The sequence below is a fragment of the Rossellomorea sp. NPDC071047 genome (genome assembly GCF_050270195.1).
In the GTDB taxonomy this organism is placed as follows: Bacteria; Bacillota; Bacilli; order Bacillales; family Bacillaceae_B; genus Rossellomorea.
Window position 1 is genome coordinate 1,043,043 of the sequence record NZ_JBNNJT010000001.1, and the last position, 25,907, is coordinate 1,068,949.

The 25,907-nt window shown below is 39.9% G+C and carries 27 protein-coding genes and 1 other annotated feature; of the genes, 5 read left to right on the forward strand and 22 right to left on the reverse strand.

All coding sequences use genetic code 11. The features are described from left to right. Positions 1-56: 56 nt before the first annotated feature. Positions 57-1,304, reverse strand: a complete 1,248-nt coding sequence (tyrS, locus tag ACQKFO_RS05490; protein WP_427597313.1) for a tyrosine--tRNA ligase — start codon at positions 1,302-1,304, stop codon at positions 57-59. A 288-nt stretch (positions 1,305-1,592) separates the two neighbouring features. Then, positions 1,593-1,801: a binding site (T-box leader), on the reverse strand. A gap of 56 nt (positions 1,802-1,857) precedes the next feature. Beyond that, positions 1,858-2,517 (reverse strand): O-methyltransferase, encoded by a 660-nt coding sequence (locus ACQKFO_RS05495; protein ID WP_427597314.1) that lies wholly within the window; start codon positions 2,515-2,517, stop codon positions 1,858-1,860. Between the two features lie 164 nt (positions 2,518-2,681). Here ACQKFO_RS05495 and ACQKFO_RS05500 point away from each other — a divergent pair, with 164 nt between their 5' ends. Beyond that, positions 2,682-4,355: a ribonuclease J gene (locus ACQKFO_RS05500; RefSeq protein ID WP_427597315.1), complete on the forward strand. Its 1,674-nt coding sequence runs from the start codon at positions 2,682-2,684 to the stop codon at positions 4,353-4,355. Positions 4,356-4,437: 82 nt separating this feature from the next. Here ACQKFO_RS05500 and ACQKFO_RS05505 read toward each other — a convergent pair whose 3' ends face one another. From ACQKFO_RS05505 to ACQKFO_RS05570, 14 genes are all read right to left on the reverse strand, one after another. Next, complete coding sequence (locus tag ACQKFO_RS05505; protein WP_427597316.1) at positions 4,438-4,734, reverse strand: putative quinol monooxygenase; 297 nt, start codon at positions 4,732-4,734, stop codon at positions 4,438-4,440. A gap of 24 nt (positions 4,735-4,758) precedes the next feature. After that, a complete protein-coding gene (locus ACQKFO_RS05510; protein ID WP_427597317.1) occupies positions 4,759-5,394 on the reverse strand; it encodes a nitroreductase family protein in 636 nt (211 codons plus the stop codon). A gap of 38 nt (positions 5,395-5,432) precedes the next feature. Continuing rightward, positions 5,433-5,867: a MarR family winged helix-turn-helix transcriptional regulator gene (locus ACQKFO_RS05515; RefSeq protein ID WP_427597318.1), complete on the reverse strand. Its 435-nt coding sequence runs from the start codon at positions 5,865-5,867 to the stop codon at positions 5,433-5,435. Positions 5,868-6,176: 309 nt separating this feature from the next. Next, positions 6,177-6,368, reverse strand: a complete 192-nt coding sequence (locus ACQKFO_RS05520; protein WP_427597320.1) for a hypothetical protein — start codon at positions 6,366-6,368, stop codon at positions 6,177-6,179. Between the two features lie 62 nt (positions 6,369-6,430). After that, on the reverse strand, positions 6,431-7,165 hold the full coding sequence (locus ACQKFO_RS05525) for a hypothetical protein (protein ID WP_427597321.1): 735 nt from the start codon (positions 7,163-7,165) through the stop codon (positions 6,431-6,433). A gap of 160 nt (positions 7,166-7,325) precedes the next feature. Beyond that, positions 7,326-7,787: a DinB family protein gene (locus ACQKFO_RS05530; protein WP_427597322.1), complete on the reverse strand. Its 462-nt coding sequence runs from the start codon at positions 7,785-7,787 to the stop codon at positions 7,326-7,328. A 49-nt stretch (positions 7,788-7,836) separates the two neighbouring features. Continuing rightward, entirely contained in the window at positions 7,837-8,121 is a 285-nt protein-coding gene (locus ACQKFO_RS05535) for a hypothetical protein (RefSeq protein WP_427597323.1), read from the reverse strand. 21 nt (positions 8,122-8,142) lie between these two features. Further along, positions 8,143-8,577 carry a hypothetical protein gene (locus ACQKFO_RS05540; protein WP_427597324.1) on the reverse strand — a complete coding sequence of 145 codons (435 nt, stop codon included), beginning with the start codon at positions 8,575-8,577 and terminating at the stop codon, positions 8,143-8,145. 515 nt (positions 8,578-9,092) lie between these two features. Further along, positions 9,093-10,442: an NAD(FAD)-utilizing dehydrogenase gene (locus ACQKFO_RS05545; RefSeq protein WP_427597325.1), complete on the reverse strand. Its 1,350-nt coding sequence runs from the start codon at positions 10,440-10,442 to the stop codon at positions 9,093-9,095. 181 nt (positions 10,443-10,623) lie between these two features. Beyond that, positions 10,624-11,850, reverse strand: coding sequence for an MFS transporter (locus ACQKFO_RS05550; RefSeq protein WP_427597326.1), 1,227 nt, complete (start codon positions 11,848-11,850; stop codon positions 10,624-10,626). A gap of 14 nt (positions 11,851-11,864) precedes the next feature. Beyond that, on the reverse strand, positions 11,865-12,911 hold the full coding sequence (locus ACQKFO_RS05555; protein ID WP_427597327.1) for an ArsR/SmtB family transcription factor: 1,047 nt from the start codon (positions 12,909-12,911) through the stop codon (positions 11,865-11,867). A gap of 451 nt (positions 12,912-13,362) precedes the next feature. Beyond that, positions 13,363-14,433, reverse strand: a complete 1,071-nt coding sequence (gene rlmN / locus ACQKFO_RS05560) for a 23S rRNA (adenine(2503)-C(2))-methyltransferase RlmN (protein WP_044337210.1) — start codon at positions 14,431-14,433, stop codon at positions 13,363-13,365. A gap of 161 nt (positions 14,434-14,594) precedes the next feature. Beyond that, positions 14,595-15,233: a FusB/FusC family EF-G-binding protein gene (locus ACQKFO_RS05565; RefSeq protein ID WP_427597328.1), complete on the reverse strand. Its 639-nt coding sequence runs from the start codon at positions 15,231-15,233 to the stop codon at positions 14,595-14,597. A gap of 181 nt (positions 15,234-15,414) precedes the next feature. Then, positions 15,415-15,681, reverse strand: a complete 267-nt coding sequence (locus ACQKFO_RS05570; protein WP_427597329.1) for a CD3324 family protein — start codon at positions 15,679-15,681, stop codon at positions 15,415-15,417. Between the two features lie 304 nt (positions 15,682-15,985). Here ACQKFO_RS05570 and ACQKFO_RS05575 point away from each other — a divergent pair, with 304 nt between their 5' ends. Further along, positions 15,986-16,531: a GNAT family N-acetyltransferase gene (locus tag ACQKFO_RS05575; RefSeq protein ID WP_427597331.1), complete on the forward strand. Its 546-nt coding sequence runs from the start codon at positions 15,986-15,988 to the stop codon at positions 16,529-16,531. Between the two features lie 230 nt (positions 16,532-16,761). Here the strand turns inward: ACQKFO_RS05575 and ACQKFO_RS05580 are convergent, their stop codons facing one another. Then, the gene (locus ACQKFO_RS05580) at positions 16,762-17,340 is read right to left on the reverse strand and encodes a GNAT family N-acetyltransferase (protein ID WP_427597332.1); all 579 of its coding nucleotides are present in this window, start codon (positions 17,338-17,340) and stop codon (positions 16,762-16,764) included. 443 nt (positions 17,341-17,783) lie between these two features. Here ACQKFO_RS05580 and ACQKFO_RS05585 point away from each other — a divergent pair, with 443 nt between their 5' ends. The 3 genes from ACQKFO_RS05585 (at position 17,784) to ACQKFO_RS05595 (ending at position 22,307) form a co-directional block, all read left to right on the forward strand. Next, positions 17,784-18,614, forward strand: coding sequence for an STAS domain-containing protein (locus ACQKFO_RS05585; RefSeq protein WP_427597333.1), 831 nt, complete (start codon positions 17,784-17,786; stop codon positions 18,612-18,614). Between the two features lie 528 nt (positions 18,615-19,142). Further along, on the forward strand, positions 19,143-20,357 hold the full coding sequence (locus ACQKFO_RS05590) for a S8 family peptidase (protein WP_427597334.1): 1,215 nt from the start codon (positions 19,143-19,145) through the stop codon (positions 20,355-20,357). Positions 20,358-20,675: 318 nt separating this feature from the next. Next, complete coding sequence (locus ACQKFO_RS05595; RefSeq protein WP_427597335.1) at positions 20,676-22,307, forward strand: M4 family metallopeptidase; 1,632 nt, start codon at positions 20,676-20,678, stop codon at positions 22,305-22,307. Positions 22,308-22,439: 132 nt separating this feature from the next. Here ACQKFO_RS05595 and ACQKFO_RS05600 read toward each other — a convergent pair whose 3' ends face one another. The 5 genes from ACQKFO_RS05600 to arsC all read right to left on the reverse strand — a co-directional run bounded on the left by ACQKFO_RS05600 (position 22,440) and on the right by arsC (position 25,882). After that, on the reverse strand, positions 22,440-22,715 hold the full coding sequence (locus ACQKFO_RS05600; RefSeq protein WP_427597336.1) for an adhesin: 276 nt from the start codon (positions 22,713-22,715) through the stop codon (positions 22,440-22,442). A 36-nt stretch (positions 22,716-22,751) separates the two neighbouring features. After that, positions 22,752-23,168: a protein-tyrosine phosphatase family protein gene (locus ACQKFO_RS05605; protein WP_427597337.1), complete on the reverse strand. Its 417-nt coding sequence runs from the start codon at positions 23,166-23,168 to the stop codon at positions 22,752-22,754. Positions 23,169-23,180: 12 nt separating this feature from the next. After that, positions 23,181-24,953: an arsenical pump-driving ATPase gene (gene arsA, locus ACQKFO_RS05610; protein WP_427597339.1), complete on the reverse strand. Its 1,773-nt coding sequence runs from the start codon at positions 24,951-24,953 to the stop codon at positions 23,181-23,183. Between the two features lie 15 nt (positions 24,954-24,968). Further along, positions 24,969-25,331 (reverse strand): arsenite efflux transporter metallochaperone ArsD, encoded by a 363-nt coding sequence (gene arsD, locus ACQKFO_RS05615; RefSeq protein ID WP_427597340.1) that lies wholly within the window; start codon positions 25,329-25,331, stop codon positions 24,969-24,971. Positions 25,332-25,462: 131 nt separating this feature from the next. After that, positions 25,463-25,882, reverse strand: a complete 420-nt coding sequence (gene arsC, locus ACQKFO_RS05620; RefSeq protein WP_427597341.1) for an arsenate reductase (thioredoxin) — start codon at positions 25,880-25,882, stop codon at positions 25,463-25,465. Positions 25,883-25,907: the final 25 nt, after the last annotated feature.

The window sequence follows — 25,907 nt, forward strand, 5'->3', positions numbered from 1 at the left end:
AATGAAAAATAAGAAAGTCATCTTATTCATACTAATTAGACGACTTTCTTACGGAATTACCTTATTCTCAGCTTTTTATACTTCCTCTTCCCTACCTGCACAATCAGTCCATCTTCAATCGGTACTTCTAATTGCATATCCAGAACCTTTTCTGAATTTATTCTGATTCCTCCATTTTGAATCATCCGCCGTGCTTCACTCTTTGAACCTTGCATATTTAACTCAACAAGTAAGTCGATAATGGGCATTCTGCTTTCACCTGTCCACTGAATCTCTGGAATGTCATCAGGCATTGCGCCCTTTTGGAACACTTCCTTAAAATTGTTCTCAGCTTGACCTGCTGCTTCATCTCCATGGTACATGGACACAATGGTTTTTCCCAAACGTATTTTAGCATCCCTTGGATGGAGAGTCCCTTCGTTTAATTCCTTCTCTATTTTCGTTTTCTCATCTAAAGATAAGTCCGTTATCAGATTGAAGTATTTGATGATCAATTCATCCGGAATGGACATCGTCTTCCCAAACATTTGTTTAGGTACTTCATCAATCCCAATGTAATTATGTTTTGATTTTGACATTTTATTCACACCGTCAAGACCTTCAAGTAAAGGAAGTAATATGACCACATGTTTCTCCAGGTTGTAATGCTCTTGTAGATGTCTTCCCATCAACACATTAAACTGCTGATCCGTCCCGCCAAGCTCCACATCACTTTCTAATGCAACGGAATCGTACCCCTGCATTAACGGGTAGAAAAACTCATGAAGCGAAACTGGCTTCCCTGTTGACAACCGATCAGAAAAATCGTTTCTTTCAATTAATCGAGCAACCGTGATCTTCGATGATAAATGAATCACATCTTCAAGATTCAACGATGACAGCCATTCGGAATTGTAATGTAGCTCCACTTTCTCTTTGTCGAGGACTTTACCAAATTGCTCAAAGTAAGTTTGGGCATTTCTCTTCACCTCTTCATCAGTCAGCTGCTTCCTTGCAACAGACTTGCCAGTTGGATCACCGATTTTACCGGTGAAATCACCAATAATAAGCTGAATGATATGACCGTTTTCTTGGAACTGCCTTAATTTGTTCAGAACAACCGTATGACCCAGGTGAACATCGGGAGCGGTTGGGTCTAGGCCAAGCTTGATTTTCAATGGTACTCCTGTTGCAATTGACTTGACGAGTTTTTGCCTTAACTCTGCTTCTGGGATGATTTCATGGACTCCATTTTTGTATACGGTTAACTGCCTTTCCACTTCTGCCTGTTGTTCTTGTGAAAGTGATTCCCATTTGTGTTGCATGGTGATTCCTCCTTGATTGATATGTTCGTTTAAATATTCGTCAGGTTGAACGTGTTCTTTGAGATCATTTTAATTTCGCTGATATATTCCGGATTTCGCTGATAAACGAACATTCGGCTGATATATTCTGATTAGAAACGACGAATTTGTGATTTCGCCTATATATTCGGAAATTCGCCGTTAAAACGAACATTCCGCCGATATATTTCAACCTCAGCCGTTAAAATAAACATTTCTCCGTTATCCACTCTCTCAATCAAGAATCACACAAAAAAACCACGCCCCTAAAAAAGGGACGTGGTTTACGCGGTACCACCCTCATTGAAGATTTCTCTTCCACTTCATTCGGATAACGGACCGGCCGTTCTCTACTACTAAGGGTTCACAGAGAATGTTTAAGGAGGTAATTCGCGCTTATCTTTGTACTGATTCCCACCAGCCATCAGCTCTCTTCACCAGGGAGATAAGTCACTACTCATTCCTATCATGACATGTATGATTATGAATTTTCATTTATTTTACATAAGATTGCCATAAAATACAATAAAAATTTTTAGCCCTTCACAATCCCCATTACAAAACCGTCGTAACCTTTAGACCCGACGGTTTGAACAACCGTTGAATCAATTCGGGGCTCTTTAGACAACAAATCAACAAAATGGCGAACACCTTGAACGCTTTCATCTCCGCTGTTTTCATCGATTACTCTTCCACCACGTACCACATTATCTGTAATGATGACAGCTCCAGGTTGAGAAAGCTCGAGTGCCCATTTTAAATAATTTGCATTGTTTTGTTTGTCTGCATCGATAAAAATGAAATCAAATTCACCCTCAATAGTCGGCAACGTATCCAGGGCAGCACCTACCTTAATTTCCACCTTTCGATCCATTCCAGCGTTTTGTATGTTTTTTGCAGCGACTTTTGCATGTTTTTCACTGTATTCCAATGTTACAAGGTGGCCGTCCTCGGGTAGTGCGCGGGCAAGCCAGATCGTGCTATAGCCTCCTAGGGTCCCGATTTCCAATATGCGTTTCGATCCTTTAAGCTGTGCAAGCAATGAGAGAAACTTCCCTTGATTCGGAGATACATCAATTGCAGGCAATTCTGCTTCACTATTTGCTTTCAATACAGATTCCATAATTGAATCTGATACTTGAAGTTTACTCTTGAAAAATTGATCTACTTCTGTCCATACAGTTTTTGAAGTCATCATCTTCACTCCTTAGTATGTATCATTCATAAACAATAGTAGCATAATTTTCCATATAAATATCGATTTCACGTTACTTTTTATCTCTCAAACAAAAGGTTACCTAATGAAATCAACCTATTCGGGCATAATAACCAAAACAATTTGTCTTGGAGGGTTCATTCTTGCATACCAATGAACAGGCATTATCCATTTTTGCACTTGGCGGGATCAATGAAATCGGAAAAAATATGTATGTCATTCAACATCGGGATGATATTGTCATCATCGATTGTGGAGGTAAGTTTCCTGATGAAAGTCTATTGGGAATTGACTTAATCATTCCCGATGTTACTTATCTTGAAAAAAACAAAGACAAAATACGGGGATTAATCGTCACTCATGGCCATGAGGACCACATAGGTGGCATTCCTTATCTTCTAAAAAAGATTAACATGCCCATATATGCTACACATTTCACCCTGGGACTGATTGAACTAAAATTAAAAGAGCATAGGCTAATAAGAGAGACAAAACTTGTAACCATCGACTCAAATTCCAACCTGAACTTCGGAACAATCGATGTTTCGTTCTTCAAGGTAAGTCACAGCTTTCCGGATTGTTTAGGTATTGTATTTCATACACAGGAAGGAAATGTCGTACATACTGGAGACTTTAAGTTCGATTTAACACCTGCCAATCATCAATACTCAGACATTCATAAAATGGCCAGGATCGGTGATGAAGGGGTACTGGTCTTACTTTCTGAAAGCACCAATGCGGAGCGGGGCGGCTTGACCCCTTCTGAACAAATGGTGGGGAATCATATGGAGGAAGCGTTCTTGAAAGCCACTGGAAAGATCTTTGTCTCAACCTTTGCTTCGAATGTCAACCGGGTCCAACAGGTAGTCGATGCTTCCATCAAGACAAACAGGAGGTTGGCATTATTAGGAAGGAGCATGATCAATGTAGTTTCAGTCGCCATGGAACGGGGATATTTAACCGTGCCTGACGGGATGCTGATCGATGCCCGTGAAATTGATGCATTACCTCCCGAAAAGGTTGCGATTTTATGTACGGGAAGTCAAGGGGAACCCAGGGCTGCACTAAGTCGCCTTTCGACTGGAAGCTTCAGGGACGTATATGTTTATCCAGGTGATACTGTCATTCTGGCTGCTTCACCTATACCGGGAAACGAAAAGGATGTATCACGTATTCTGGATAATTTATTTCAACTAGGTGCCCATGTGATTTACGGAAGTGGAAGTACAACAGGGATGCATGTATCTGGACACGGGTATCAAGAAGACTTAAAACTCATGCTAACATTAATGAAGCCGACTTACTTTATTCCTATACATGGTGAATACCGAATGCTGCACCATCACCGAATCCTGGCTGAATCGGTAGGAGTAGAAACAGGAAATACTTTTATAATAAAAAACGGTGAAGTCGTCGATTTCGAAAATTCCGTTGCCCGGCAAACGCGAACCATTCCTGCAGGAAACACCTTTGTAGATGGCTTGAGCGTCGGAGATATCGGATCAATTGTGTTACGTGATCGAAAACAACTTTCTGAAGATGGAATGCTTATCATTGTCATTACCCTTAGTAAGTCGGAGCATTCGATCGTTTCTGGGCCTGATACCATATCACGGGGATTCGTTTTTGTACGAAACTCAGAAGACCTATTAAAGGACGTAAACCATCTCGTTAAAAAAGTCGTAGATGAATTGTCTGCAGAAAATATCCGCGATTGGAAAGAAATGAAACAGGCGATCAAAAAAGACGTAGGTCAATACCTATTCAAGCATTTGAAGAGGAAACCTATGATTTTGCCGATTATTATTGAAGTGTAGTTGGAAATGCCGGGTGCTTATACGCCTGGCATTTTTTAATAAAAAAAGCACCCGACCAAAAGTCAGGTACCCATAAAATTAATTATTTCTCTATCTTATTTCCTTCAAAAATCTTCACATCTAAAGGAGCCGCTAAATACTCAGGCGCTCTCCCAACAAATGAAGTAAAATGCTCACTCGCATTGTGAATCTCAACGGCAGCGGTATCCCTCCACACTTCTACCATAGTATAGACACTTTCTCTTTCAGTATCTTTCATTAAGTCATATGAGATATTTCCCTCTTCTGCTCTCGATGCTGCTACAAGTGGGCGAATCTCTTCTAAAAATGCTTGTTCTTTAGTTGGATTAATTTGAAATTCCGCATGAATTATAATCATATACTTTCTCCTCTTTTCTTATTTTTATTTCCATTCTGTGATGGATTCTACTGGCAGGCGAACAGATTTGTAGCCTGCATCTGCCGCTTTTCCGATTGAAATCAGCATGACTGGATAGTAACGGTCTTTGTCCATACCATATGCTTCAGCAATTTGGTCCTTCTCATATCCACCGATCGGATTTGTGTCATATCCGTGGGCACGTGCAGCAAGCATAAGTTGCATGGATACTAAACCTGCATCAATGAGGTTCATTTCCCTGAATTGTTCAGTTGTCATCATTTGTAGTAATCCTTTAATGGATGGTAGCTGTCTGTCTCTTACTTCTGCAGGCATGTACCCTTCATCTACTGCTCTATTGTATATCTCATCCGCATAGTCAAGGCTGTTCATATCTACAAATACCGCAATCACTGCAGAAGAAGTTTTGACTTGCGTCTGATTGAATTTCGCAAGAGGTGCAAGTTTTTCTTTCCCTTCTGGACTATCGATGACCACAAAACGCCATGGCTGCAAGTTTACAGATGATGGTGCAAGAGTGGCTTCGGTTAGTATCTCAGTCATTTCTTCTTTACTGATTTTCACAGTCGGGTCATAGTTACGGATGGAGCGACGGCCTGTGATGATTTGGTTAAAGTCATTGATTTTCGTTTTATTCATGGTGCATTCTCCTTTTTATATAATTAAGTCTAGACTTCCTAGTATTCGATATCCGAAACATTATCCTGAATACGATTTAGCATGTGCGATAAAACTGCACGTTCTTCTTTTGTAAAGCTTTTAAAAACTTTTGAGATAAAGATCTCTTTCTCTTCACGATAAGCCTCTATTTTCTTACGGCCTTCTTCTGTCAACCGGACAAAAGTAAACCGGTTATCATCAGGATTTTTACGGCGGGAAACCATCCCTTTTCCATCAAGCTGCTTTAAGTGTCTCGTCACGGCTGCACTATCAATATTCACTTCTCTTTGTAGAGCGGTTTGACTGATTTCTTCCACTTCAAATAACTTGTGCAAAAGATCCAAACGAGACTGACTAATTCCAGTGCAACGCTCAAACTTAGGACTCATCTGCTTATATATATCATTTAGTTGAACAATTATCTTCTCTTCTTCACGACAAGAGATGGACAAAGCATCCTCCTCCTTCACATTAATTGATGGGTCAATCGTTGACCTGTCAATTAATATATTACATATGGATTTATAAGTCAAACATTTAGTTCTTGGGTGAAACTCCAATGATTTGCAAGGAATCCCTATGGCAAATGTGGAAAGTGTAGATTGGGTAAAAACAGGAGATTTTTGCTGAGTGGAACAAAAAAAGGCAAGGTAATAAGGGAATCTCCTCTCTTACCTTGCCTTCTATTTGCACTATAGAACACTAAACTCAGTCTTGTCGTTTGTATGAATTGACAATACGGGATTTCACATGAAGAAGACTTACTCCTTTGGTTGGTCTAACGCTTGATAGTCAGCCTGGTATTTCCCTCCTTCTGCAACCTCTGAATGATACAATGCTTTAAGAGCAAACGTGCGCTCTAAATTCATCTCATCCATCAATACTTTAAGACGGGCTTGCAATTCTTTATTATCTTTGATTAACAGTTTCATTTGTGATTTCATATATTTCATAAGGTGTTAACTCCCCTTTTTAGTTGAACAATTCATCAAGTATAACATTGCTTGTCACAGTACTAAAGGGATTTCTTAAGGAAGACCCTGTTCACATCCTTCACTTCACACCCATTGGTAAGAAATGTTCGGATCATCGGAGCGTTATTTTTACTGGTCCCCCCAATATATTTTTTTGCATGAAAGTCATTTACTAACAGACTAAGTGCCAGTTTATGCAGATTCTTGCTCTTTCCCTTGCTTCTTTCTTCAGGAATCAATCCGAAATAAAACAACCTCCCCTCATCTACCGTGCCAGGCTCTATATGTGGCATTATGACGCCAATTGGATGATCTCTTTCATAAACCGCAATACAGGAATCCTTATAGCTGTCACCTAATTCGATTGCTACACTTTTCATATGTTCAGGCATGGTTAAACGAGATGGAGCATTAAGGGAGCCCTCCATAGATTGCATCCAAATATGAGCAAATTCATTTTCAGAAATCATATGTAAATTTTTCAAAGTAAAAGAGTGGTTGACTTTTGACTTCTCAAGCTTTTTGTACACTGTAACAAATTCATCAATCATTTCAAATCCTTTTCCAACTAAATATTCATCTACTTCCCGGGAGAATATTTGATTCACAAGAATCTTTAAGGTAGACAAGGAATGATAGGCTGGAGTCTGTTCGAGAAATCTGACGAGCTCTTTCATTTCTTCTGTGGATAATTCCTTTGTATCCTCAATGGTTGCATAATTGTCACCATGAATGATTTTCACTTTTTCGATCAGTGAATTCTGTTTATTTCCCACTGTATATCCTCCTTTTTTTCTATATGAGAAATTATTCGAAAGCAAGTTTAATACTTTTTTTCAGCAGTGATTGCTACAGCAATACTTACCGGTAATACTGTGAAAATAGCAACCTATGACCAAAAACTCATAAGCCAACCTCACTCTCGAAATCACTTATTCATCTAAAAATCAAATCACTCGACACCGGTTTCATACCAATCTCCCTTGCCCACACGGATAATTGGCCAATATGATGTATCTCATGGGTCACTACATGTTGCATAACTTTTTTATATGTAAAGAGGTATGTTTTACCTGACCCTGATGTCATAGTGAGTTCTTTCTTTCCGTAGGCAGGAGTCCATAATGACAGAAAGTTTTCCGTTTGCTGCCTGGTCATTCCTGAAAACTCAATGACTTCGTCAAGTGTTGAAATAGTATGTAAATCCTTTTGTATCACGGGTTTCCCTTGTAATTGATTCATCCAGATTTGCTCACAGTCCGCTACATGAAAGAGATTCTTCAGAATGCTCCCCATCCCGCCTGTACGCTCTTTCGTCAGTTCATCCGGATCAATTTCCCTGCACCAATTAAACCATTCTTCCCGTATTTCCCAATTATAAGAAAAAAGTTCTAACATGATCTCAACCTCTCCTTTGTATTGTAAGAATTCGTAAAGCCGCACTTCCTTATTCAGTGAACAATCCAACCACAATGATTGTTATGGCATTCAATGCAAAAATAGTCCCGTATACCATCATGACCATGCCTGTTCCAAAACCAGATGGATCAAATGGAATTACGGATAAACCAGTCAAGATAAATACCACAGGTGTAAGGAGTAAACATATGACTCCCGCCCAAATTCTCTTCTTTTTATTCTGTCCGGTAACTTTCATAATCGTAAAATCAGTTAAAGCCAGGACTGTTATAATGATCATGAATAATAGAAACAAGACACCCCAATCAGACAAAAGACATTCCTCCTCATCCAATTAACTGTAAGCCAACCAAAATGAAATTCCCCAACTTATAATGAGAAAAAGCAGACTCGCAATAAAATAAGGACTCTTATTAGTAGCACTTGCTGATTCATATTCATATTTAAATTGATTATTTGTGATGAACTTAGCGGTCGATGAAGCCTGATTAATTCCAGCTCGTTTTGAAATATTGGTGAGCCATCCCAGTGCAAAAAAGCAAAGGCTGGATATGAAAGCCGTATCCATTATGCTCCACCCTCCCAATGAACTGGTCATTACCGTAGCCCCCATCATTAGTGTGAAGAGGATCACGATGATCGTAAAGGATAAATACTTCAAAGAAATGAACTTTTCTAATTGTTTACTGAATTGGTCAATGAAGAATGCCGTACCGATTCCAATTATGAGGATGACTATCGTTAATAAAACGTTTAAATAATAATACAATTCGGGTTGCCTCCATTCACAACATATTTCTCACGCTTTTCAAACTAGAAGGATCAAAAAGAAATAATAAAAAAGAAGCCATTGATTACTCCCAAACAAAATAAAGTGATCAGCAAAAAATTTTTTCCCCACATTTTATTAAAATATAAATATAGCAATCCAAAATATATAAATCCAACTGTGATTAGACAAAGAAAGAATTCTTTCATCATTTCCCCATCTGAATGTATGCCCTTCACATGAACCCATTCGAATTTATGGTTGAGATCCAGGTCGATAGTGAAGAACATGAATCCCCACCCAACGAAAATAAAAATACCCATTAAACGGAGGAGCGAGTACATACTCATCTCTTTTTTTGGATGAGCATCTACAATCGTTTCATATTCCAAAACGTTTTTTTCTACTCGTAATCCCATAAAAAAATCCTTTCTGCCTGTTCTTTTCTACTAATACGAAAAAACAATCAGAAAGGTTTCAAATTATTCCAAATTTATTATTAACTGGTAAAAACACTATTTCCCCAGATGTTTCCCCAAATAAATACCACTTGCAGCTGCCTGCGATAAGGAATGGGTTTCCCCTGAGCAGTCACCAATGAGATAAAGATTTGACACTTCTGTTTCAAAGTTCTTATCCGTCGGTAATTTCGGTTCATAATACTTCGCATCCAAACCGTAAAGAAGCGTATCATCGTGTATCGGTTCCCCAATAAGGCTTTCCAAAGAAGCAAAAAATTCCTTAAGCGCAACACTATATAATTCCGGAACCTCTTCCAGAAGATTCCCACATTCCGCTTTGAGGGACGGACCTACCAGATTCTTCTCTAGTGATTCGGTATTCCGATGAAATTTGAAATCTTCCAATCTCTGAACAACAATCCGCTCTCTTCCTTGGTTAATCCCTTCTATAGTGCTCACTGCGTAATCCATTGCCTCACCATGGGAGTCAAAATAACGTGGAACGAACAAGCTGAAGTTCAGATTTGCACTTGGTGTATCTTCTTCACGGGCATTTTGTCCGTCGGGCATCACGACTCCATGTTGGTGTTTCCGTACGATCTTCCCTTGCGGATTCATACAATAGGTCGTCGCGCTGAATGTATCCCTTTCGATTTTCAGCTTCGTTTCAAACGTATCTTCTAATATCGATTGAAGCTGATCCCCTTTCATTTCCACTCGTATTCCCATATCCAAACGTGTCTTTCCTGGAAAAAGCCCAAGTGATGCTGCTTGTTCTTTCAGCCACGTGCTGCCGCTCATCCCTGTACCTATCACTAATTTCTCCGTCGTAAATTCACCGATATTTGATTTCAAGTGAAAGCCCGCATCATGTTTTGAAATCGTCTCAACATGAGTTTCGAAACTAACCTTTATACGATTATTCAGGACTTCATACATTCTTTGAAAAACATCACTCGCTAAACGCGTTCCTAAATGACGTACCTCAGTTGAAAGAACCTTCAAGTCCACCATACTGGCTCGTTTTGAAAGTATATCATTATTCGTGCTATAAGACGGGATGATGTCACCGCCTAACTCACAGAGAATAGTGTCTACTTCCTTCATCAAATCAAGTGAGGTTTGGTCTCCTATTTTCCTGCCAAGCTCTCCTCCGAAATCATTCGTATAATTAAATTTCCCCTCTGATTTCCCAAGACCCGCAAAACCAATGTATTTACTGCACACTCCTTCACACGTACAAACGCCCCCATCATCTAGACCGCATGTACGTTCACTCAGTTTTTTGCCGAGATCAATCATGTGAATGGAAACATGTTCATTGTGCTTCATCAAGGTGTAAGCGAGAAACACACTGCTCACTCCTGCTCCAATGATCGTGATGTCATAATGATTCGATTGCATCCTCTGCTCCCCTTTCTTAGGTGTAATCGTGCTTGCGCCACTTTAAATTAAGACGATTAATATCGATCTATTATAAATTTCTATTTCAATTGACTTTCAGTAATCATATCTGAATTCTCCTCACCCAAATGGCTTCCATTTCCATCCTACCATAAAACAGAGTTGTGGAAGGTCCGTCCCTCTATTTATCTTTCAAACTGTGATGGAGATAGGGAATGGAAGCTAGTGTAGAGATGGCTCCTGCAAGCATGATGGTTAGGTCTGTACCTATTGCTTCAGCCAGTATTCCTGCAAGAAATGCAGCCAGGGGCATGAATATCCATGTCATGAGGCGGCTTGTGGCCTGTACCCTTCCCAATAGATGATCGGGTGTCAGCGTTTGCCGGATCGTAATGATGCATGGACTCATCATCGAAGCACAGAAGGTACCGACCGCATTCATGATTACAAGCCAAAAATAGGTTTCTAACAAGCCGAAACACAGGATCGAAAGCCCTCCAATGACAGATGCCGTAAATAAAATGCTCCGATAAGAAAACCGCTTACGAAAAAAGTTTGACGTTACAGCGCCTAGAATCGCACCTACTCCCCCTATTGATAATAACCAACCAATCATGACCGTATTTAGATTGATGGAATCCTTTAGGTGAAAAACCAATAATGTGAGAAATAATGTGGTTCCAAATACAGAAGTTATCATGGCTAGATTGGTGTACAGGATCGGCTTGGTTTTTGCCACGAATTCAAATCCCTCCCTGATCTCTCCCCAGATGGAATGCCTTGATGAATCTCTCTCATTCATCTTCATCCGGAGACTCGCAATGGCAATAAAAGAGGCGAGGAAGCTGACGCTGTTCACCAACAGGGCATAACCTGGATTAAAAAAAGAAATAATTACCCCACCTAAACCAGGTGCTAAAAAAACCGCTAAATTAAAAATCCCGGAATTCAGTGAATTCACAGCTTGAAGGTCTTCTTTTCTCACCAGGCTAGGTACTGAGGCAAATTGAGATGTATTGTATATTTGGCTTAATATTCCGATGCCAAACACAACTGGATATACGATCCACATCTCCAGTACCTCCATGATAAATAGAACCCCAATCATACCAACAAGTAAACATCGTCCTAAATCGCATAAAAGGAGAAGGTGCTTCCGGTTGAATTTATCGGACATGATACCTGCGAAGGGCTGCAATAGAATCGGCAGCCGTTCAAGCGCCGCCACAATCCCCATACTCACCGGTGATCCAGTAATTGTTAATACCATTAGTGGAATCGCGATTAAATAAATTTGATCCCCGAAAAATGAAATCAGATTACCGCCCATAAATCTGAAAACAGAATAGTTTTTCTTTAAAGGCGGGAGATCTTCCACTTGTTTTAGTCTTAAAACACGCTCTCCCATACCGGACACCCCTTTTAATCCTCAATTAGATACTGCTTCAATTCGTTCGATAATGTTTGAACCGCATTCTCTTTCAGACGATACTTGCCATCCTGCGTTTCGACCAGCCTTGCGGACCTGAGTATTTTCAAATGGTGATGGACCGTCGATTTCCCCATGTCCAGTTCGTTCGTGATCTCCTGGAGAGTACGATTTGACCCTTTCAGCAATTTCACCATGCGGAGGCGCACTTCATCACCAAGCGCTTTATGCTTTTGGACTAAAAAATAGCTTGGCATATCCTTATCATCCGGATAAATGCTTTCATTGGCTACGGGATAATAAAACACCTTTATCCCTTCAACATCCCCTTCTACGTTCCAAGGGCGATAAATCGACTGAGGAATCAACAGTACTGTATGAACACTCGGCTCCGGAAGATAGGTAATTCCTCCGGTTGCCCATTCTACCATGGCCTCGGGCTTCAGATTTCCATTCATCTTTTCTTTGGCTTGTTTATCTCTACTAAGTATTTGAGATAATGTTTCTCTCTGTGGAACCATCACTTCTTCATACCACCGGGTCATTACGTTCTTCAGGTGATCCCTAAGGGTATGGACTTGGGTTGTGCAGACAAACTCAATATAATCAGGAAAAAATGGGTTAGCTTCTGTCTGCTTTTTCAACCTGTTTCGTGATGACTGATCCCCTTCTGCAGCAAGCATTCGAAGATCTTCAAATTTAATCCCTATGTATGGAATGCTGATGAATCTAAGTTTCTCATCATCTAACTTGTCCAGAAATATGATGAATTCAGACAAATCCTGAAACTCTTTTTGATGCAGCAATAGGAGTAGGGATTTCCACGTATTATTTTTTTCAACAAATTTCAAGTCTTCTATCAATGGTTTAGATAAAGATTTCTTTAACCTATCCCATGACTCTTTTGGTTTTTCTAACGTATCAATAAGCCTTGTATTTGTGAATGCAGCAATCCCCAAAGCACATTCCCAAAGAAGAGAAGCCTCGATTCTTACCTCATACGTCTCTCTCTTTCTACTGGTCATATGGAGCACATCCATATTGGAACACCTCATTCCCAAAATTTTCTTCTCCACACTAATTCTATAATTATTGAACAAAAAATTCAATATTGATTGAACGAATATTCAAGAAAGTGCATTCTTCGTTAAAACTGCGGCTCTCCAACCCTTTTTTGAGAAAAAAAGGGCGAAAAACAATGTATTCTTTAGTATGGATAACAAATTTAGGTATTAATGTGCACATTCAAATATATTAAAATGGTTTATGATAGTAATTGCGTCATTTCAACTTTTAATCGCGCCATAATTCATTTTATTGCGTCTATTCAGATGATAATTGCGTCGTTATCCTCTGGAATTGCGTCTCATCATTTGTTATTTGCGTATCTTAACAAAAGATGGCACATACTTCACCATACAGTCGCACCCTTCGCAAACAAAAAAGCACACAAATCCCACTCAGGAATTCGTGTGCTCTATTAATAAAGTATTAAGATTTAACCTTATCCTTCTTGATTTGCTTACTTCTCAATTGGCCGCAAGCTGCATCAATGTCCGTCCCTTGTTCCACACGGACTCCACAGTTGATTCCATGTTCAAGTAATGTACCGTAGAATTCTACAATCGCTTCTTTCGTACTTCTTTGATATTGGTTATGTTCGTCAACTGGATTATAAGGAATCAAGTTCACATAAGACAGATGACGCTTGTTCTTTAACAATTTGGCTAGCTGTATAGCCTCTTCTTTATGATCGTTCACATCGCTCAATAAAATATACTCAAAGGTGATGCGTCGATTGGTCTTTTCTAAATAGTAATCAATAGCCGGCATTAACTTCTCTAAAGGATACGCGCGGTTGATCTTCATGATCTTCGTACGCAATTCGTTGTTTGGTGCGTGCAAGGAAACAGCCAGGTTGATTTGAATGTTTTCGTCGGCAAATTTGTAAATCTTATCTGCCAGACCACTTGTTGATACAGTGATGTGACGAGCACCGATAGAAAGACCTTTTTGATCATTCACTACTCGGAAGAAGTCCATCATGTTATCGTAGTTATCGAATGGTTCGCCAATTCCCATTACGACGATATGGCTGACTCGTTCTCCATTTCCTGCTTCATCCAAGTGATGTTGGACGTTCATGATTTGTTCGACAATTTCACCGCTTGATAGGTCCCGATTCTTCTTGAGAAGTCCACTCGCACAGAATGTACAACCGATGTTACACCCGACTTGGGTCGTCACACACACACTCAGACCGTAATTGAATCGCATAAGAACTGTCTCTATCAGGTTACCATCCTCAAGCTTGAACAAGAATTTGATTGTGCCGTCCTTTGATTCCTGTTTTACCTCTTGAGTGAGTGTATGAAGATAGAAGTGATCGTCCAGCAATTGTACACAATCAGCGTTGAGGTTCTTCATATCCGCAAAGTTTGTCACTCTCTTTTTATATAACCAATCCCACACCTGGGCGGCACGGAATTTCTTTTGGCCGTGCTCGACTAGCCATGTAGTCAGTTGATCTAATGTTAATCCGTATATGGATTTCTTTTCCATTTAAAACCCTCATTTCAAAACTCTACAATTTTCTACTTATCTATACTACTTAAAGTATGGTAATGTTTCAAGGGATTTATAAGTGTTGAGAAGAATTGGAATTCCGTAATATAGTATATATACAATAAAAATACGCCGAGACTCTTGCACGGCGCATCCTTCTAATGATTAATTCTTTGAATGAAATCATCCAATTTCTCTATGTCTTTAAGATTTTCGTTACACTCATGACTATCCTGGCAGATGTAATTTCCTTTCTTCACAAAGGTTCCTTGAGATGAAGTTTTCGATTCAGACATGTAAAATCCGATGCTTCCAAAGGTATTGCAAATCGTGCAAATCCCCTTCTTGCTGCTGCTTTTGAAGGTACCCTTAAATCCTTTCAATTTACCCTCATGCATAGCGACAATATATTTTCGCTCCTGCCCGTAATCATTCCAGCCTAAATAGGAGAGATCCCTGAAATTCATATTTCCCCAATCAGGAGTCTTTAGCTTTTTCACTTTCGGAAATAACTTTTTCAATGAGGCATCAGTTACAGATGGAAATGGAATCACATAAGGTTTTAATCCAATTAAATAATCCTCTGCCTGGTCAGAATCCCTGATATTCCCGATTGGATCAAGTATGTTCAGTTGACTTTGAGAAAGTTCATCGAACAAATTTGTCACCTTATCTTTCACAAGTCCTTTCAAGGCTTGAAGGACACCTAGATCATTCACTGTTGAATATCCATTGATCAGCACTTGAGTCTGATACGTTATGAAATTATATTGATCATTTCGAATAAATGGTTCCATGTTAATCGCTCCTAAAAACATTTGTCATTATCGTCATCTTAAATGGGCTTTTCAAGATGAGTCAAGGAGCACAGTTATTCCGTGCAACCCTATTTTTACTATATACCGGTACATGTCGAAAATATATGTAGAGTTTGGTTCAGAATCAATCTATACAAGATAAAAAGCACTGACATAATCATCAGTGCTTTCTATACACTATTTTCTTAATTGTTTCCGTTGAAAGATAATAATGTTCGGCTAATTCTTGAATCGTCTTTCCATTCAAAAAAGCCTCTTTAATCACAACATTTCGTTCATCAATTTCTTTTCTACTTCCAGAACGGCTACCCCATTTTCGGTATTTCACCTTTGGTTTAGGAATATAAAGAGTTTCCCCCTGTACATATTTCTGGACTTCAACAAGAAGCGATGGTGGTAAAACACTCTCAGCTTTCACATATTTCATTTCAGTCAGCCCCTTATTTTCTGATTAATAAAGTAAATAAGGTGCAAAGCCGACTTACTAGAAATGAACTTTAAGGGCGATCAGTCAGCGTCCCCCCATGCAAAGTATCGCCTTTCTAATAATAGGCTTTGCATGAGACGCTTTGGACTCTGGTAAGTTTGTTTTCATTACCATGTCACCACCTCCTTTAAGTTATTCGTTCTTCTATTATAAAATAAATTCGGTTGAATCACATTATGATAAAAAGCCTAAAAAGAAGCAACATATGGTATAATCTTCTAAATATCTTAAAGGGGATGTTCCCATGTTTTCTTTCAAAGTAGATCAAGAAATCTCGATCGAGCTATTTCAGCAGCACCACAAAGAGGAGTTATACGAACTGATTGATTCCAACCGGGATCATCTTCGCCAGTGGCTTCTTTGGGTCGATAAACGGAAGTCCCCACAGGATTTAGAGTCGATCATACCCATCTGGATACGGAATTATGCTGATAACAACGGATTCGATGCCGGAATACGCTATCAAGGGAAATTAGTCGGTATGATCGGGCTGCATTATATTGATTGGAAAACCAGGAGCACCAGTATTGGATACCTTCTTTCGGAAGAAGCAGAAGGAAAAGGGATCATTACACGAGCCGTTTCTTCTTTATTAAACTATTTATTTATTGAAATGGGCCTCAACAGGGTAGAGATCCAATGTGCCATCAACAATAAGAAAAGTATTGGCATCCCGGAACGTTTGGGATTTGACAAGGAAGGTATCACGCGTGATGGTCAATGGTTGTATGATCATTATGAAGACCTTGTAACGTATAGTTTGTTGAGAAAAGATTGGGATATTTCTTAAGAAGTCACTCATTACATAGGCAGTTTTCATTTTAGAAACGCCTCCTCTTTTAAAAATTGCTATATGTAACCGAGGCGGTTTCACTTCCTCCTTTGCCGGTGCAATGTGCCCTATGTTTTTTCTAAAATATATAAATTCATGCATAAGAAAAATTCTTTCGAAACCATAAGAATCTGCTTAATAATAAGCAGTCAATACAATGACGGTTAATAGATGAAGCAGGGTCTCAATTAAGACCCTGCTTCATCTATTAATATTTTCCCATACACACATGTATCCGTTAACCGCTGCCCATCAACTGAAAGGTCCTCATTGCGCAAAACCCCTTCCAGCACATAACCAAGCCTTTCAGGAATCGCCCTGCTCCTCCCATTTGTGGATTCACACCTGATCTCCACTCTTTTTCCTTTTAATTCATTTAAGGCGAAATCGGTCAATTCCCCAACTGCTTCCATCATGTAACCATGCCCACTCATTCTGGTATCAATCCAATAACCGATTTCGAATTTCGGGACACTCCAATCAATGTTGTGAAAGCCTGTTGAACCGACGAATTCATTTGTATCTTTTCGGAAGATGAGGTACCTCAAACTTTCCCTTGTTAGAAATTTCGCGTGAGCTTCACGGGTGTTCGTTTCAGTATCTTCTACTGAAGGGTCATTTTGTGCAAATCCTAACCACGGTTTTAATTCAGATAGTGAAGCCTTAATGGCTGCATTTACTGACCTGCCATCACCTGGCTTAGGCATTCTTAGTACTAACCTCTCCGTTTCTAACACTGGTGGAACTTCAAGTAATACAGGGTTCATACAAAACACTCCTCTTATCAAAATAAAAAACTCTCATTCTCAAGAAATAATTCTTGAGGACGAGAGTTTATTTTTCGCGGTACCACCTCAGTTTATTGGCATGTCACCATACCAACCTCTTTGGATACATTATATATCCTATCTCTATAACGGGAGAAACCGATGTATTCACTACCTGAAAGAGCTTCATACATAACTCCAAGTCTTTTACCATAATGAACATGATGGCTCTTTTTCAGTTAATAGAGCTCTCTGTACATCAATTACTTCATTATAAATTTCTTTTCATCGTTATTTGGAAATATTTTAAATTAATGAAATTATAATGTAATGACATCATATTGTCAATATACCTGGTATACTATTATTCTAGTCTTTCCAGCCTATACTAAAATTTAATAATACTTTATAATAAAGGAAAATCATACATCTGGAGGAGAAAAATGACTCACCACACAATCACTACTTCTATTGGGGATCAACTGATTGAGAGAAAGCATGAAATCGCCAATAACATTTTCTCAGCGCTTTTAGATGCTTATCCAACAATTTACGTGGAAGCACGAAGAATTGAAAGCCTTCCTTATTTTGAGCAGCTTATCGAACTTATAGGTGAAGGCTTGCTAAGGGGAGAAAATAACTTAGACAAATCAAGTCAGTGGGGAAAAGAAGTTGGAAGACTCGCTTCAGGCCAAGGAGTTCCTTTGCATCTGTCCATAAGTAAATCATCCTTATATAAAAAAGTGATATTAGAAGATATCGTTTTGCACAATGAAGCAACCCTATCTAAAGAGATCCTACTGCAAATCACAAACGATATCGATCACACATTCACCACTATGATTTCTGCTTTCTGTGAAGCATATAGTGAGTATGCAGAAGAACAGCTGAAAATATCTGAAGAAAAGTATTTGTCCCTATCCACTCCAGTCGTTCCCATCTTCTCCGACTTGGCAGTATTGCCTCTCATTGGACAAGTGGATGAAGTACGTGGAGAAATGATGGCTGAGCATGTCCTTCTTGAGTGTAAAAAGCTATCCATTCATAAATTAATCATCGACCTTTCCGGTGTGTATGAAGTGAATCCATTGTTCCAACAAGGAATCATGAAATTGATTGATAGCCTTAAATTATTGGGAATCGAACCGATTTTATCGGGAATGCGCCCAGAAATGAGTATCGAATTTGTACAGATGGGAATAAACATTTCAAGCTTAAAAATCTATCAATCTTTAAATAAAGCAGTAGAAAATCATGAAAATGAGATAGTATAGCAACTAAAGATCCCAGTGGAAAACACATCCATTGGGATCTTTCTGTATCATTATCATCGTCTTTGATGGTCCCTGGAAAGTGTCTAAAGAGGGACGGACCTCCATTTCCCTCTTCCTAATAATAATAATTATAGAATTTAAGCATGATTACCCTACTATTCTCACCGAATGTGGAGGTCCGTCCCTCATAAATTTAAAAATGATGTTGGGAAAATGCGTGACTGTTTTCCTATAGTCATTTTTGTTTTTCAGGTAGTTCGCAGGAAAGTTTTCTTGATTCTCGGTGATTTTTGAATTTGGCTTACTTACCCTTCCAAAAACTTACAAAAACAGAATTATCGCCCTATTCTGTTTTTTGGAAGGGTCTGCTAGAATCCTAGTTAGCAAGAATCTTATACATAGTTTCTCTTACACATTCTCTATTATTCTTGTGAGTTTTTATAAAAGGAGGTAATTCCACAAGCAAACGATTTACTACTCAATTCATTTGTCGTTGATCAAAAAAAAGAAAAACGGAGGAATGCTATTATGAAGTTTAAAAAAATTGCTGCTTTATCTCTAGCTGCATCACTTGCTCTCGTACCTAGTTTCGGAGGAAGTGCCTTTGCACAAGATCAGAACCCTCTTGAGAAAGCCCCGAAAAAGACTTTAGTCAGTAAAAGCCTCGAAAAAGGTAGTTATGTAAAAGGTGAGGTTATTGTAAAATTTAAAGACGGTGTGGCAGAGTCTGAAAAAGGAAACACCCTCAATAAAGTCAATGCTTCTGCAGTAAAGGAAAAAGCTAGTAAGAAGAAGCCTTTCGAAGTGTTAAAAGTAGGAAATGTAGAAGCAACCGTAAAAGCATTAAGTAAAAACCCGAATGTAGAATACGTTGAACCGAACTATACTTTCTCAGCCACCTGGACCCCAAATGATTATTACTACCAAGGATATCAATATGGACCTCAAAACACGTATACACCTAGTGCATGGGATCTTGCACGGGGGAGCAGCGGTCAGGAAATCGCCGTTCTTGATACAGGCGTAGATTATAACCACCCTGACTTAGATGGCAAAACGATTCGTGGATATGATTTCGTCGACAATGATTATTATCCAATGGATTTAAACGGACATGGTACACATGTAGCGGGTACTGCGGCAGCTGAAACGAACAACGGCACCGGGGTTGCCGGTATGGCTCCTAATACAAAGATTCTTGCCGTTCGTGTATTGGATGCCAATGGAAGTGGATCACTTGATGATATCGCAGCAGGAATTCGCTACGCTGCAGATCAAGGCGCTGAAGTTCTAAATCTTTCTCTTGGTTGCGACTGTAATACAACAACGTTAAAAAGTGCAGTTGATTATGCGTGGAACAAAGGATCTGTCGTCATTGCCGCTGCTGGAAATGACGGAGTATCAACAACGTTTGAACCAGCTTCTTACCCTAACGCGATTGCCGTCGGAGCAGTTGATTCCAGAGACCGTAGAGCATCTTTCTCAAACTATGGAACGTGGGTCGATGTAACCGCTCCAGGAGTTGACATTGCTTCAACCGTACCTAACAACGGCTACTCATACATGTCAGGTACATCGATGGCTTCCCCTCACGTTGCAGGATTAGCAGGATTACTTGCAGGGCAGGGAAGAAACAATGTTCAAATCCGTCAAGCGATCGAACAAACAGCTGATCCTATCAGCGGTACAGGCTCTTACTTCCAACATGGGAGAATTAACTCTTACGATGCTGTAAGATACTAAAATAGTATAAAGCACCCCTCAACCAATTGGTTGAGGGGTGTTTTACAATGATTGAATCTATTTCCCCAACAAAATCATTAAAAACACTTGCCTTTTATAATCCAACCAGCTTATATTATCACTAGAAAAAATTACAAATTCTAACAACAGATTTATATCTTATAATAAGTCTGGTTTTCATGAAAATTTTCCTGAATACTACCATTATAGGTCCATTCTATATCCTCAAATAGTCCTCTATTTTCTCAATACCTTCTTCTTCCTTCCTATGATATTCTGTTTTTGACAGAATGTTTAGAAAAAAGAGGAGGAAATGATTTGAAAAAGAAAAAAATCATTAGCGCTGGGTTATCCATTGGTTTACTGTCTGGAATGATGGCTACAGGGAGTTTAGCTGCACCATCGGACAACGCTCTCTTTCAAATGAATCAAATAGAAGGAACACCGGAATTTGTTTCAGGACTATTAACAGCTCCATCCGGGAAAAAGGCGGAGACAATCGTCCTTTCCTTTTTAGAGAAGAACAAGGGGAAATTCAAGCTTTCTGATAAGAAATCAGATGAGCAGTTCAAAGTGTTGTCTGTTGAAAAAGATGATCTGGGAAATAGAGTCGTTCGCATTCAGCAAACCTACAAAGGAGTACCTGTTTGGGGCTCAACACAATCAGCAGTTGTAAAGGAAGATGGCACCCTTCAAGCTTTTTCCGGTACTGTCGTAGCTGACTTGGATCAAAAGGTAACGTCTTCAAATAAGAAAGTGAACTCGAAAAAAGCCATAAAGATCGCTAAGAAAGATCTTGGACTCCATCCAAAATTAGAAAAGGAGGCTAAACCGGAATTAGTCGTCTATACAGATGGTGATTCTGCTTCATTTGCCTATTTTGTAAACCTAAATTATTTAGAACCGTCTCCTGGAAACTGGAACTATTTCATTGATGCGAAAACCGGAAAGATTTTAAATAAATACAATGACATGCATGAAGTCACAGGAACGAATCAAGTAGGGACCGGTAAAGGCGTATTGGGTGACTCTAAACCGTTGAACACAACTCTTTCAAGCGGGAAGTACTATTTGCAGGATAATACCCGGGGAAATGGTGTGTATACATACAACATGAACAATCGTACCTTCTTCCCTCAATTTTTCTTGCCGGGCACTTTGTGGTCAGATAGCGATAATGTACTAAATGCTGCATATGATGCACCTGCAGTTGATGCTCATTATTTCGCAGGGGTCACGTATGACTTCTACAAGGATAACTACAATCGTAATTCTTATGATAATCAAGGTGCACGCCTGGTGTCTTCTGTTCACTACAGCAGCGGGTACAATAACGCCTTTTGGAACGGCTCTCAAATGGTGTATGGTGATGGAGATGGCACAACGTTTGCCCCACTTTCAGGCGGCATTGACGTTGTGGCCCATGAATTAACCCATGCGGTGACAGACTTTACTTCTGACCTGGTGTATCAGAATGAATCGGGAGCCTTAAACGAAGCGATTTCAGATATTTTTGGAACATTGGTAGAGTACGAGAATGGATCGAATCCAGATTTCGAGATAGGGGAAGATATTTATACACCTGGGACATCCGGCGATGCCCTCCGCTCCATGAGCAACCCTGCTAAATACGGAGATCCAGACCACTACTCCAAACGTTATACTGGTACAGGAGATAATGGCGGTGTTCATACAAACAGTGGAATCATCAACAAGCAGGCTTACCTATTAAGTGAAGGTGGTAGTCATTTTGGAATAACCGTTCCTGGAATTGGCCGCGAAAAGCTTGGGGATGTTTATTATCGTATGAATACAGTGTATTTGACAGCTTCCTCAACCTTCAGTCAGGCAAGAGCGGCAGCTGTCCAGTCTGCAACTGATTTATATGGAAGCACTTCATCAGAAGTCAATGCTGTTAAACTATCATTTGATGCAGTTGGAATTAACTAAAGAGTTTGCCAGACCAGCAGGGACTATTTCCTTTGCTGGTTTTCTTCATTGGAAATTTTTCTTTCATCATCAAAAAAGCCTGTTTCTAAGTACAAAAGTACCCAGAACAGGCTTATTCTATTTAGGATGGCCTTAACAGCAGCCGCTGTCCGGTACACCCACTAATACTAATCCCCCATCTTGCACATCTAATGTGATTTCTTCAGTCATAGAAATCACATTCGTATCAAAGGCAACCGAAACCCCATTAATTTCTTCCACTTTATCCGTTGCTTGAGCTAAATCTAAAGAAACTCCAATTTGCGGTCCACAGCATCCACCTTGATTAAGAAAAAATCTGATTCCTTCCGAGCTGTTCTCTGCCATTGCATTCAACAGTACATCTTTTGCTTCATTCGTGATATTCACTGTACACAATCCCCTTTCCTTTTTGAGGTCCGTCCCTCAATTGTTTGAATATAGTACTTTTAATACATTTTTCAGTTCTGGTTTGATGTTGATTTTTGGTCGGACGTTTTTGGCTTTTGTTTCGGCTTCATCTAGTGTGGAGGCTTCTCCCAGTGATAGGAGAGTTCCTGCTGCGACCGTGCCTGTTCGGTTACTTCCTCCGTTACAGTGGAAGTAGACGTTTTTGCCATTTTGATAGGCCGTTACCACTTCATTGATTGCACGTCTTACGGACGTTTCTTGTTGATCAGCATCCTCTACGATCGGGCGATGCATGCGAGTTACATCATCAAATTCCACTCCAGGTGCTTCAGCTCGCAAGTCGACGATTATATCCACTTTATCACGAACAGAGTCTGCATCTTCGAAACCCCCGATATAAATTCGGTCTTTCAATAATTCATTATATTTCACTGTTATCCTCCTCTACTTAGAGAAATCCATTAGCTTTTTGTACCCTATCTTTTCTTCACTCATCCACGGAATTAGAGCGGTTTTGTTTGCATATTCGTTCTGCACTTTTTGTATCCATTCCCGCTCTGAGACAGATCTGCCTCTTAGCACGGGATCTGTTGTGTTCGTTACCGATAAGCTTTGATTGATGACCCACCATTTTGGGTGAATCTCCGCTCGATGCAAATCTTCCTGAAGTCGTTTCGCTTCAAAAACAGGGGTAGCCTCAGGCAATGTCACTATCACTACGCTCGTTTCGTTTGGATTACGAAGACGCGGCAATAGATTTTTCACATGATCCTCCACCTCTCCTTTTGAACGCGACACTTCTTTCGTATAAGATTCAGTCGCATCCAGTAAAAGCAGAGTGTGTCCCGTTGGAGCAGTATCGATCACGACTATTTCCTCATCCGCGTTCTCAACTATCTCTGCAAAAGATCGGAAAATGGCGATTTCTTCTGTACAAGGGGAGTTTAAATCTTCCTCCAAGTACGCCCTTCCTTCTTCATCGAGACTCTCTGCAGCTTTTGAAAGAACGGACTTTTTATACGACTCAACCGTTTCTTTAGGGTCGATCCGACTGATTCTTAAGCCGATCTTTCCAGGTTCTTCTTGAAACATATGAGTTAAGTGGGCTGCGGGATCTGTTGTAGTTAAATGTACCTTGTGTCCCCTTTCAACCAAGCCAACAGCAATAGCTGAAGCGACTGTAGTTTTCCCTACTCCACCTTTTCCCATCGTGAAAATGACACGGGAATTGTTCTTGGAGAAGTCCTTTATCACTTCTTTTAATCCGGGAATTTCAATGGATTCATCGTCTATCACAGTTTCAGCATTCGAGTTAACCTCTACATGAGAGAATAATTGTCTCAAGGAATTCGTTCCCGTTAAGGAATACGCTACATAAGGTAGCGAATACGTTTGAATTTCCTTGAGAGCAATCGGCATTGAACGTAATGCTTCTTGCTGACGGTTGTAAAAGGCCGATGCAATCGGATCATCCCATTGATGCTTACCCATTAATCCATTTACAATCAACATTTGATTTTTTATTCCAATGTCCTTGAGTTCTGTTGATGCCCGGTCAGCTTCCAATAACGCTGAAGAGTCCGGCCGTGCAACAAGTACAAGAGCTGTTTTTTTCTTATCGGATAAAACGTTAACAGTGGAAGAATACAAATCCTTCTTGTCTCCAAGCCCTGAAAGAGGTCCTAAGCAAGAAGCTCCATGTGTACTCTCTTGCAAAAACCCCGTCCAAGCGGTTGGAAGCTGCAGTAAACGGAGTGTATGACCTGTCGGTGCCGTATCAAATACAATATGATCAAATTGAGCTACTATGGCAGGGTCTGCAAGCAAATTTGTAAACTCATCAAAAGCAGCAATTTCAACAGCACAAGCACCAGACAGCTGTTCCTCCATATTACTTACTACTGCGTCTGGAAGCTTCCCTCTATATGGTCCAATAACTTTTTCACGATATGAAGCAGCTGCTTCTTCCGGGTCAAGATTACAAGCAAACAACATCGGTAAACCCGGGACTTGTTTAGGTTGATTCGTTAAATCAGTTTCTAATACATCCTGTAAATTGGAAGCTGGATCTGTACTGACGATCAACACCCTTTTTCCTTCATCAGCAAGGGCAATGGCTGTTGCACTCGCCGTAGACGTTTTCCCCACTCCGCCTTTACCTGTGAAAAAGAGGAATGGTGTATGATTGACAGCATCTAATTGAAACGATGTGAACACTGTACCCCAACTTTCTTATCTCTTATTAATATCCAATGTCAGTCGTACTTTTCTTTTCTCATTCAATTCCTCAGCCGGCACTTCAAACCATTTTGAAAAATCTTCATTTGTGGGATATTTTCCAACAGTGGCTTGTTTCCCATCAACAAGCGTGACAGGTAAAGCATCTGGACCTTCATCGTGCAAAATACGGTTGATCACCTCATGGTCGGCAAATGCTCCTGGATCATTCGCTAAATTATATCGGCTAATATTAAACCCTCGTTTTTCAAGTGTATATACCGCATTTGCTACACGAGTAAGCTCAGGATCGATACCGGGACCACAAACCCCCGTCGAACAACACATTGCAGGATCAAAAATTTCAACCTTAACCATCAAAATTCCACTCCCATTAATAAATTTATATAAAAATAGCCGAGAAGCATCTCTCGGCTTTATAAAAGAGGGACGGACCTATGGGACAGGGATTCAAAGAATGCCACGAGGTCCGTCCCTCTCTTTTTTTCTTACTTCCCGGTTTCAGCGAATGTTTTAATGCGGTCGCTGATTTCATCACGTACTCGTTGGAAGAATGCCCATTTCTCTTCATCCGTTCCTTCGGCTTTTGCCGGGTCATCAAAGCCCCAATGCTCACGCTTGACATGTGGAGGGGTCATTGGGCATTTATCAGCTGCATCACCACAAAGGGTAACGACCAAATCTGCGTTGTTCAAAATGTCAGAATCTATTATGTCAGAAGTCTGGCCTGAAATATCAATTCCCGCTTCTTTCATTGCTTTTACTGCGTTAGGATTTAATCCATGCGCTTCAATACCTGCACTTTTCACATCCCACTCTTCTCCTAAATGATGCTTCGCCCAACCTTCTGCCATTTGGCTGCGGCATGAGTTTCCTGTACATAAGAAGTATAGTGTTTTTTTAGACATAGTAATCGAGCTCCTTTTGTTGTAA

Bases quoted from the DNA above. Each gene is read 5' to 3' on its own strand.
- tyrS (WP_427597313.1), bottom strand. From the start codon at position 1,304: ATGCAACACAAATGGGAATCACTTTCACAAGAACAACAGGCAGAAGTG.
- ACQKFO_RS05495 (WP_427597314.1), bottom strand. From the start codon at position 2,517: ATGACTTCAAAAACTGTATGGACAGAAGTAGATCAATTTTTCAAGAGT.
- ACQKFO_RS05505 (WP_427597316.1), bottom strand. From the start codon at position 4,734: ATGATTATAATTCATGCGGAATTTCAAATTAATCCAACTAAAGAACAA.
- ACQKFO_RS05510 (WP_427597317.1), bottom strand. From the start codon at position 5,394: ATGAATAAAACGAAAATCAATGACTTTAACCAAATCATCACAGGCCGT.
- ACQKFO_RS05520 (WP_427597320.1), bottom strand. From the start codon at position 6,368: ATGAAATATATGAAATCACAAATGAAACTGTTAATCAAAGATAATAAA.
- ACQKFO_RS05530 (WP_427597322.1), bottom strand. From the start codon at position 7,787: ATGTTAGAACTTTTTTCTTATAATTGGGAAATACGGGAAGAATGGTTT.
- ACQKFO_RS05545 (WP_427597325.1), bottom strand. From the start codon at position 10,442: ATGCAATCGAATCATTATGACATCACGATCATTGGAGCAGGAGTGAGC.
- ACQKFO_RS05550 (WP_427597326.1), bottom strand. From the start codon at position 11,850: ATGGGAGAGCGTGTTTTAAGACTAAAACAAGTGGAAGATCTCCCGCCT.
- ACQKFO_RS05555 (WP_427597327.1), bottom strand. From the start codon at position 12,911: ATGGATGTGCTCCATATGACCAGTAGAAAGAGAGAGACGTATGAGGTA.
- rlmN (WP_044337210.1), bottom strand. From the start codon at position 14,433: ATGGAAAAGAAATCCATATACGGATTAACATTAGATCAACTGACTACA.
- ACQKFO_RS05565 (WP_427597328.1), bottom strand. From the start codon at position 15,233: ATGGAACCATTTATTCGAAATGATCAATATAATTTCATAACGTATCAG.
- ACQKFO_RS05570 (WP_427597329.1), bottom strand. From the start codon at position 15,681: ATGAAATATGTGAAAGCTGAGAGTGTTTTACCACCATCGCTTCTTGTT.
- ACQKFO_RS05575 (WP_427597331.1), top strand. From the start codon at position 15,986: ATGTTTTCTTTCAAAGTAGATCAAGAAATCTCGATCGAGCTATTTCAG.
- ACQKFO_RS05580 (WP_427597332.1), bottom strand. From the start codon at position 17,340: ATGAACCCTGTATTACTTGAAGTTCCACCAGTGTTAGAAACGGAGAGG.
- ACQKFO_RS05585 (WP_427597333.1), top strand. From the start codon at position 17,784: ATGACTCACCACACAATCACTACTTCTATTGGGGATCAACTGATTGAG.
- ACQKFO_RS05590 (WP_427597334.1), top strand. From the start codon at position 19,143: ATGAAGTTTAAAAAAATTGCTGCTTTATCTCTAGCTGCATCACTTGCT.
- arsD (WP_427597340.1), bottom strand. From the start codon at position 25,331: ATGGTTAAGGTTGAAATTTTTGATCCTGCAATGTGTTGTTCGACGGGG.
- arsC (WP_427597341.1), bottom strand. From the start codon at position 25,882: ATGTCTAAAAAAACACTATACTTCTTATGTACAGGAAACTCATGCCGC.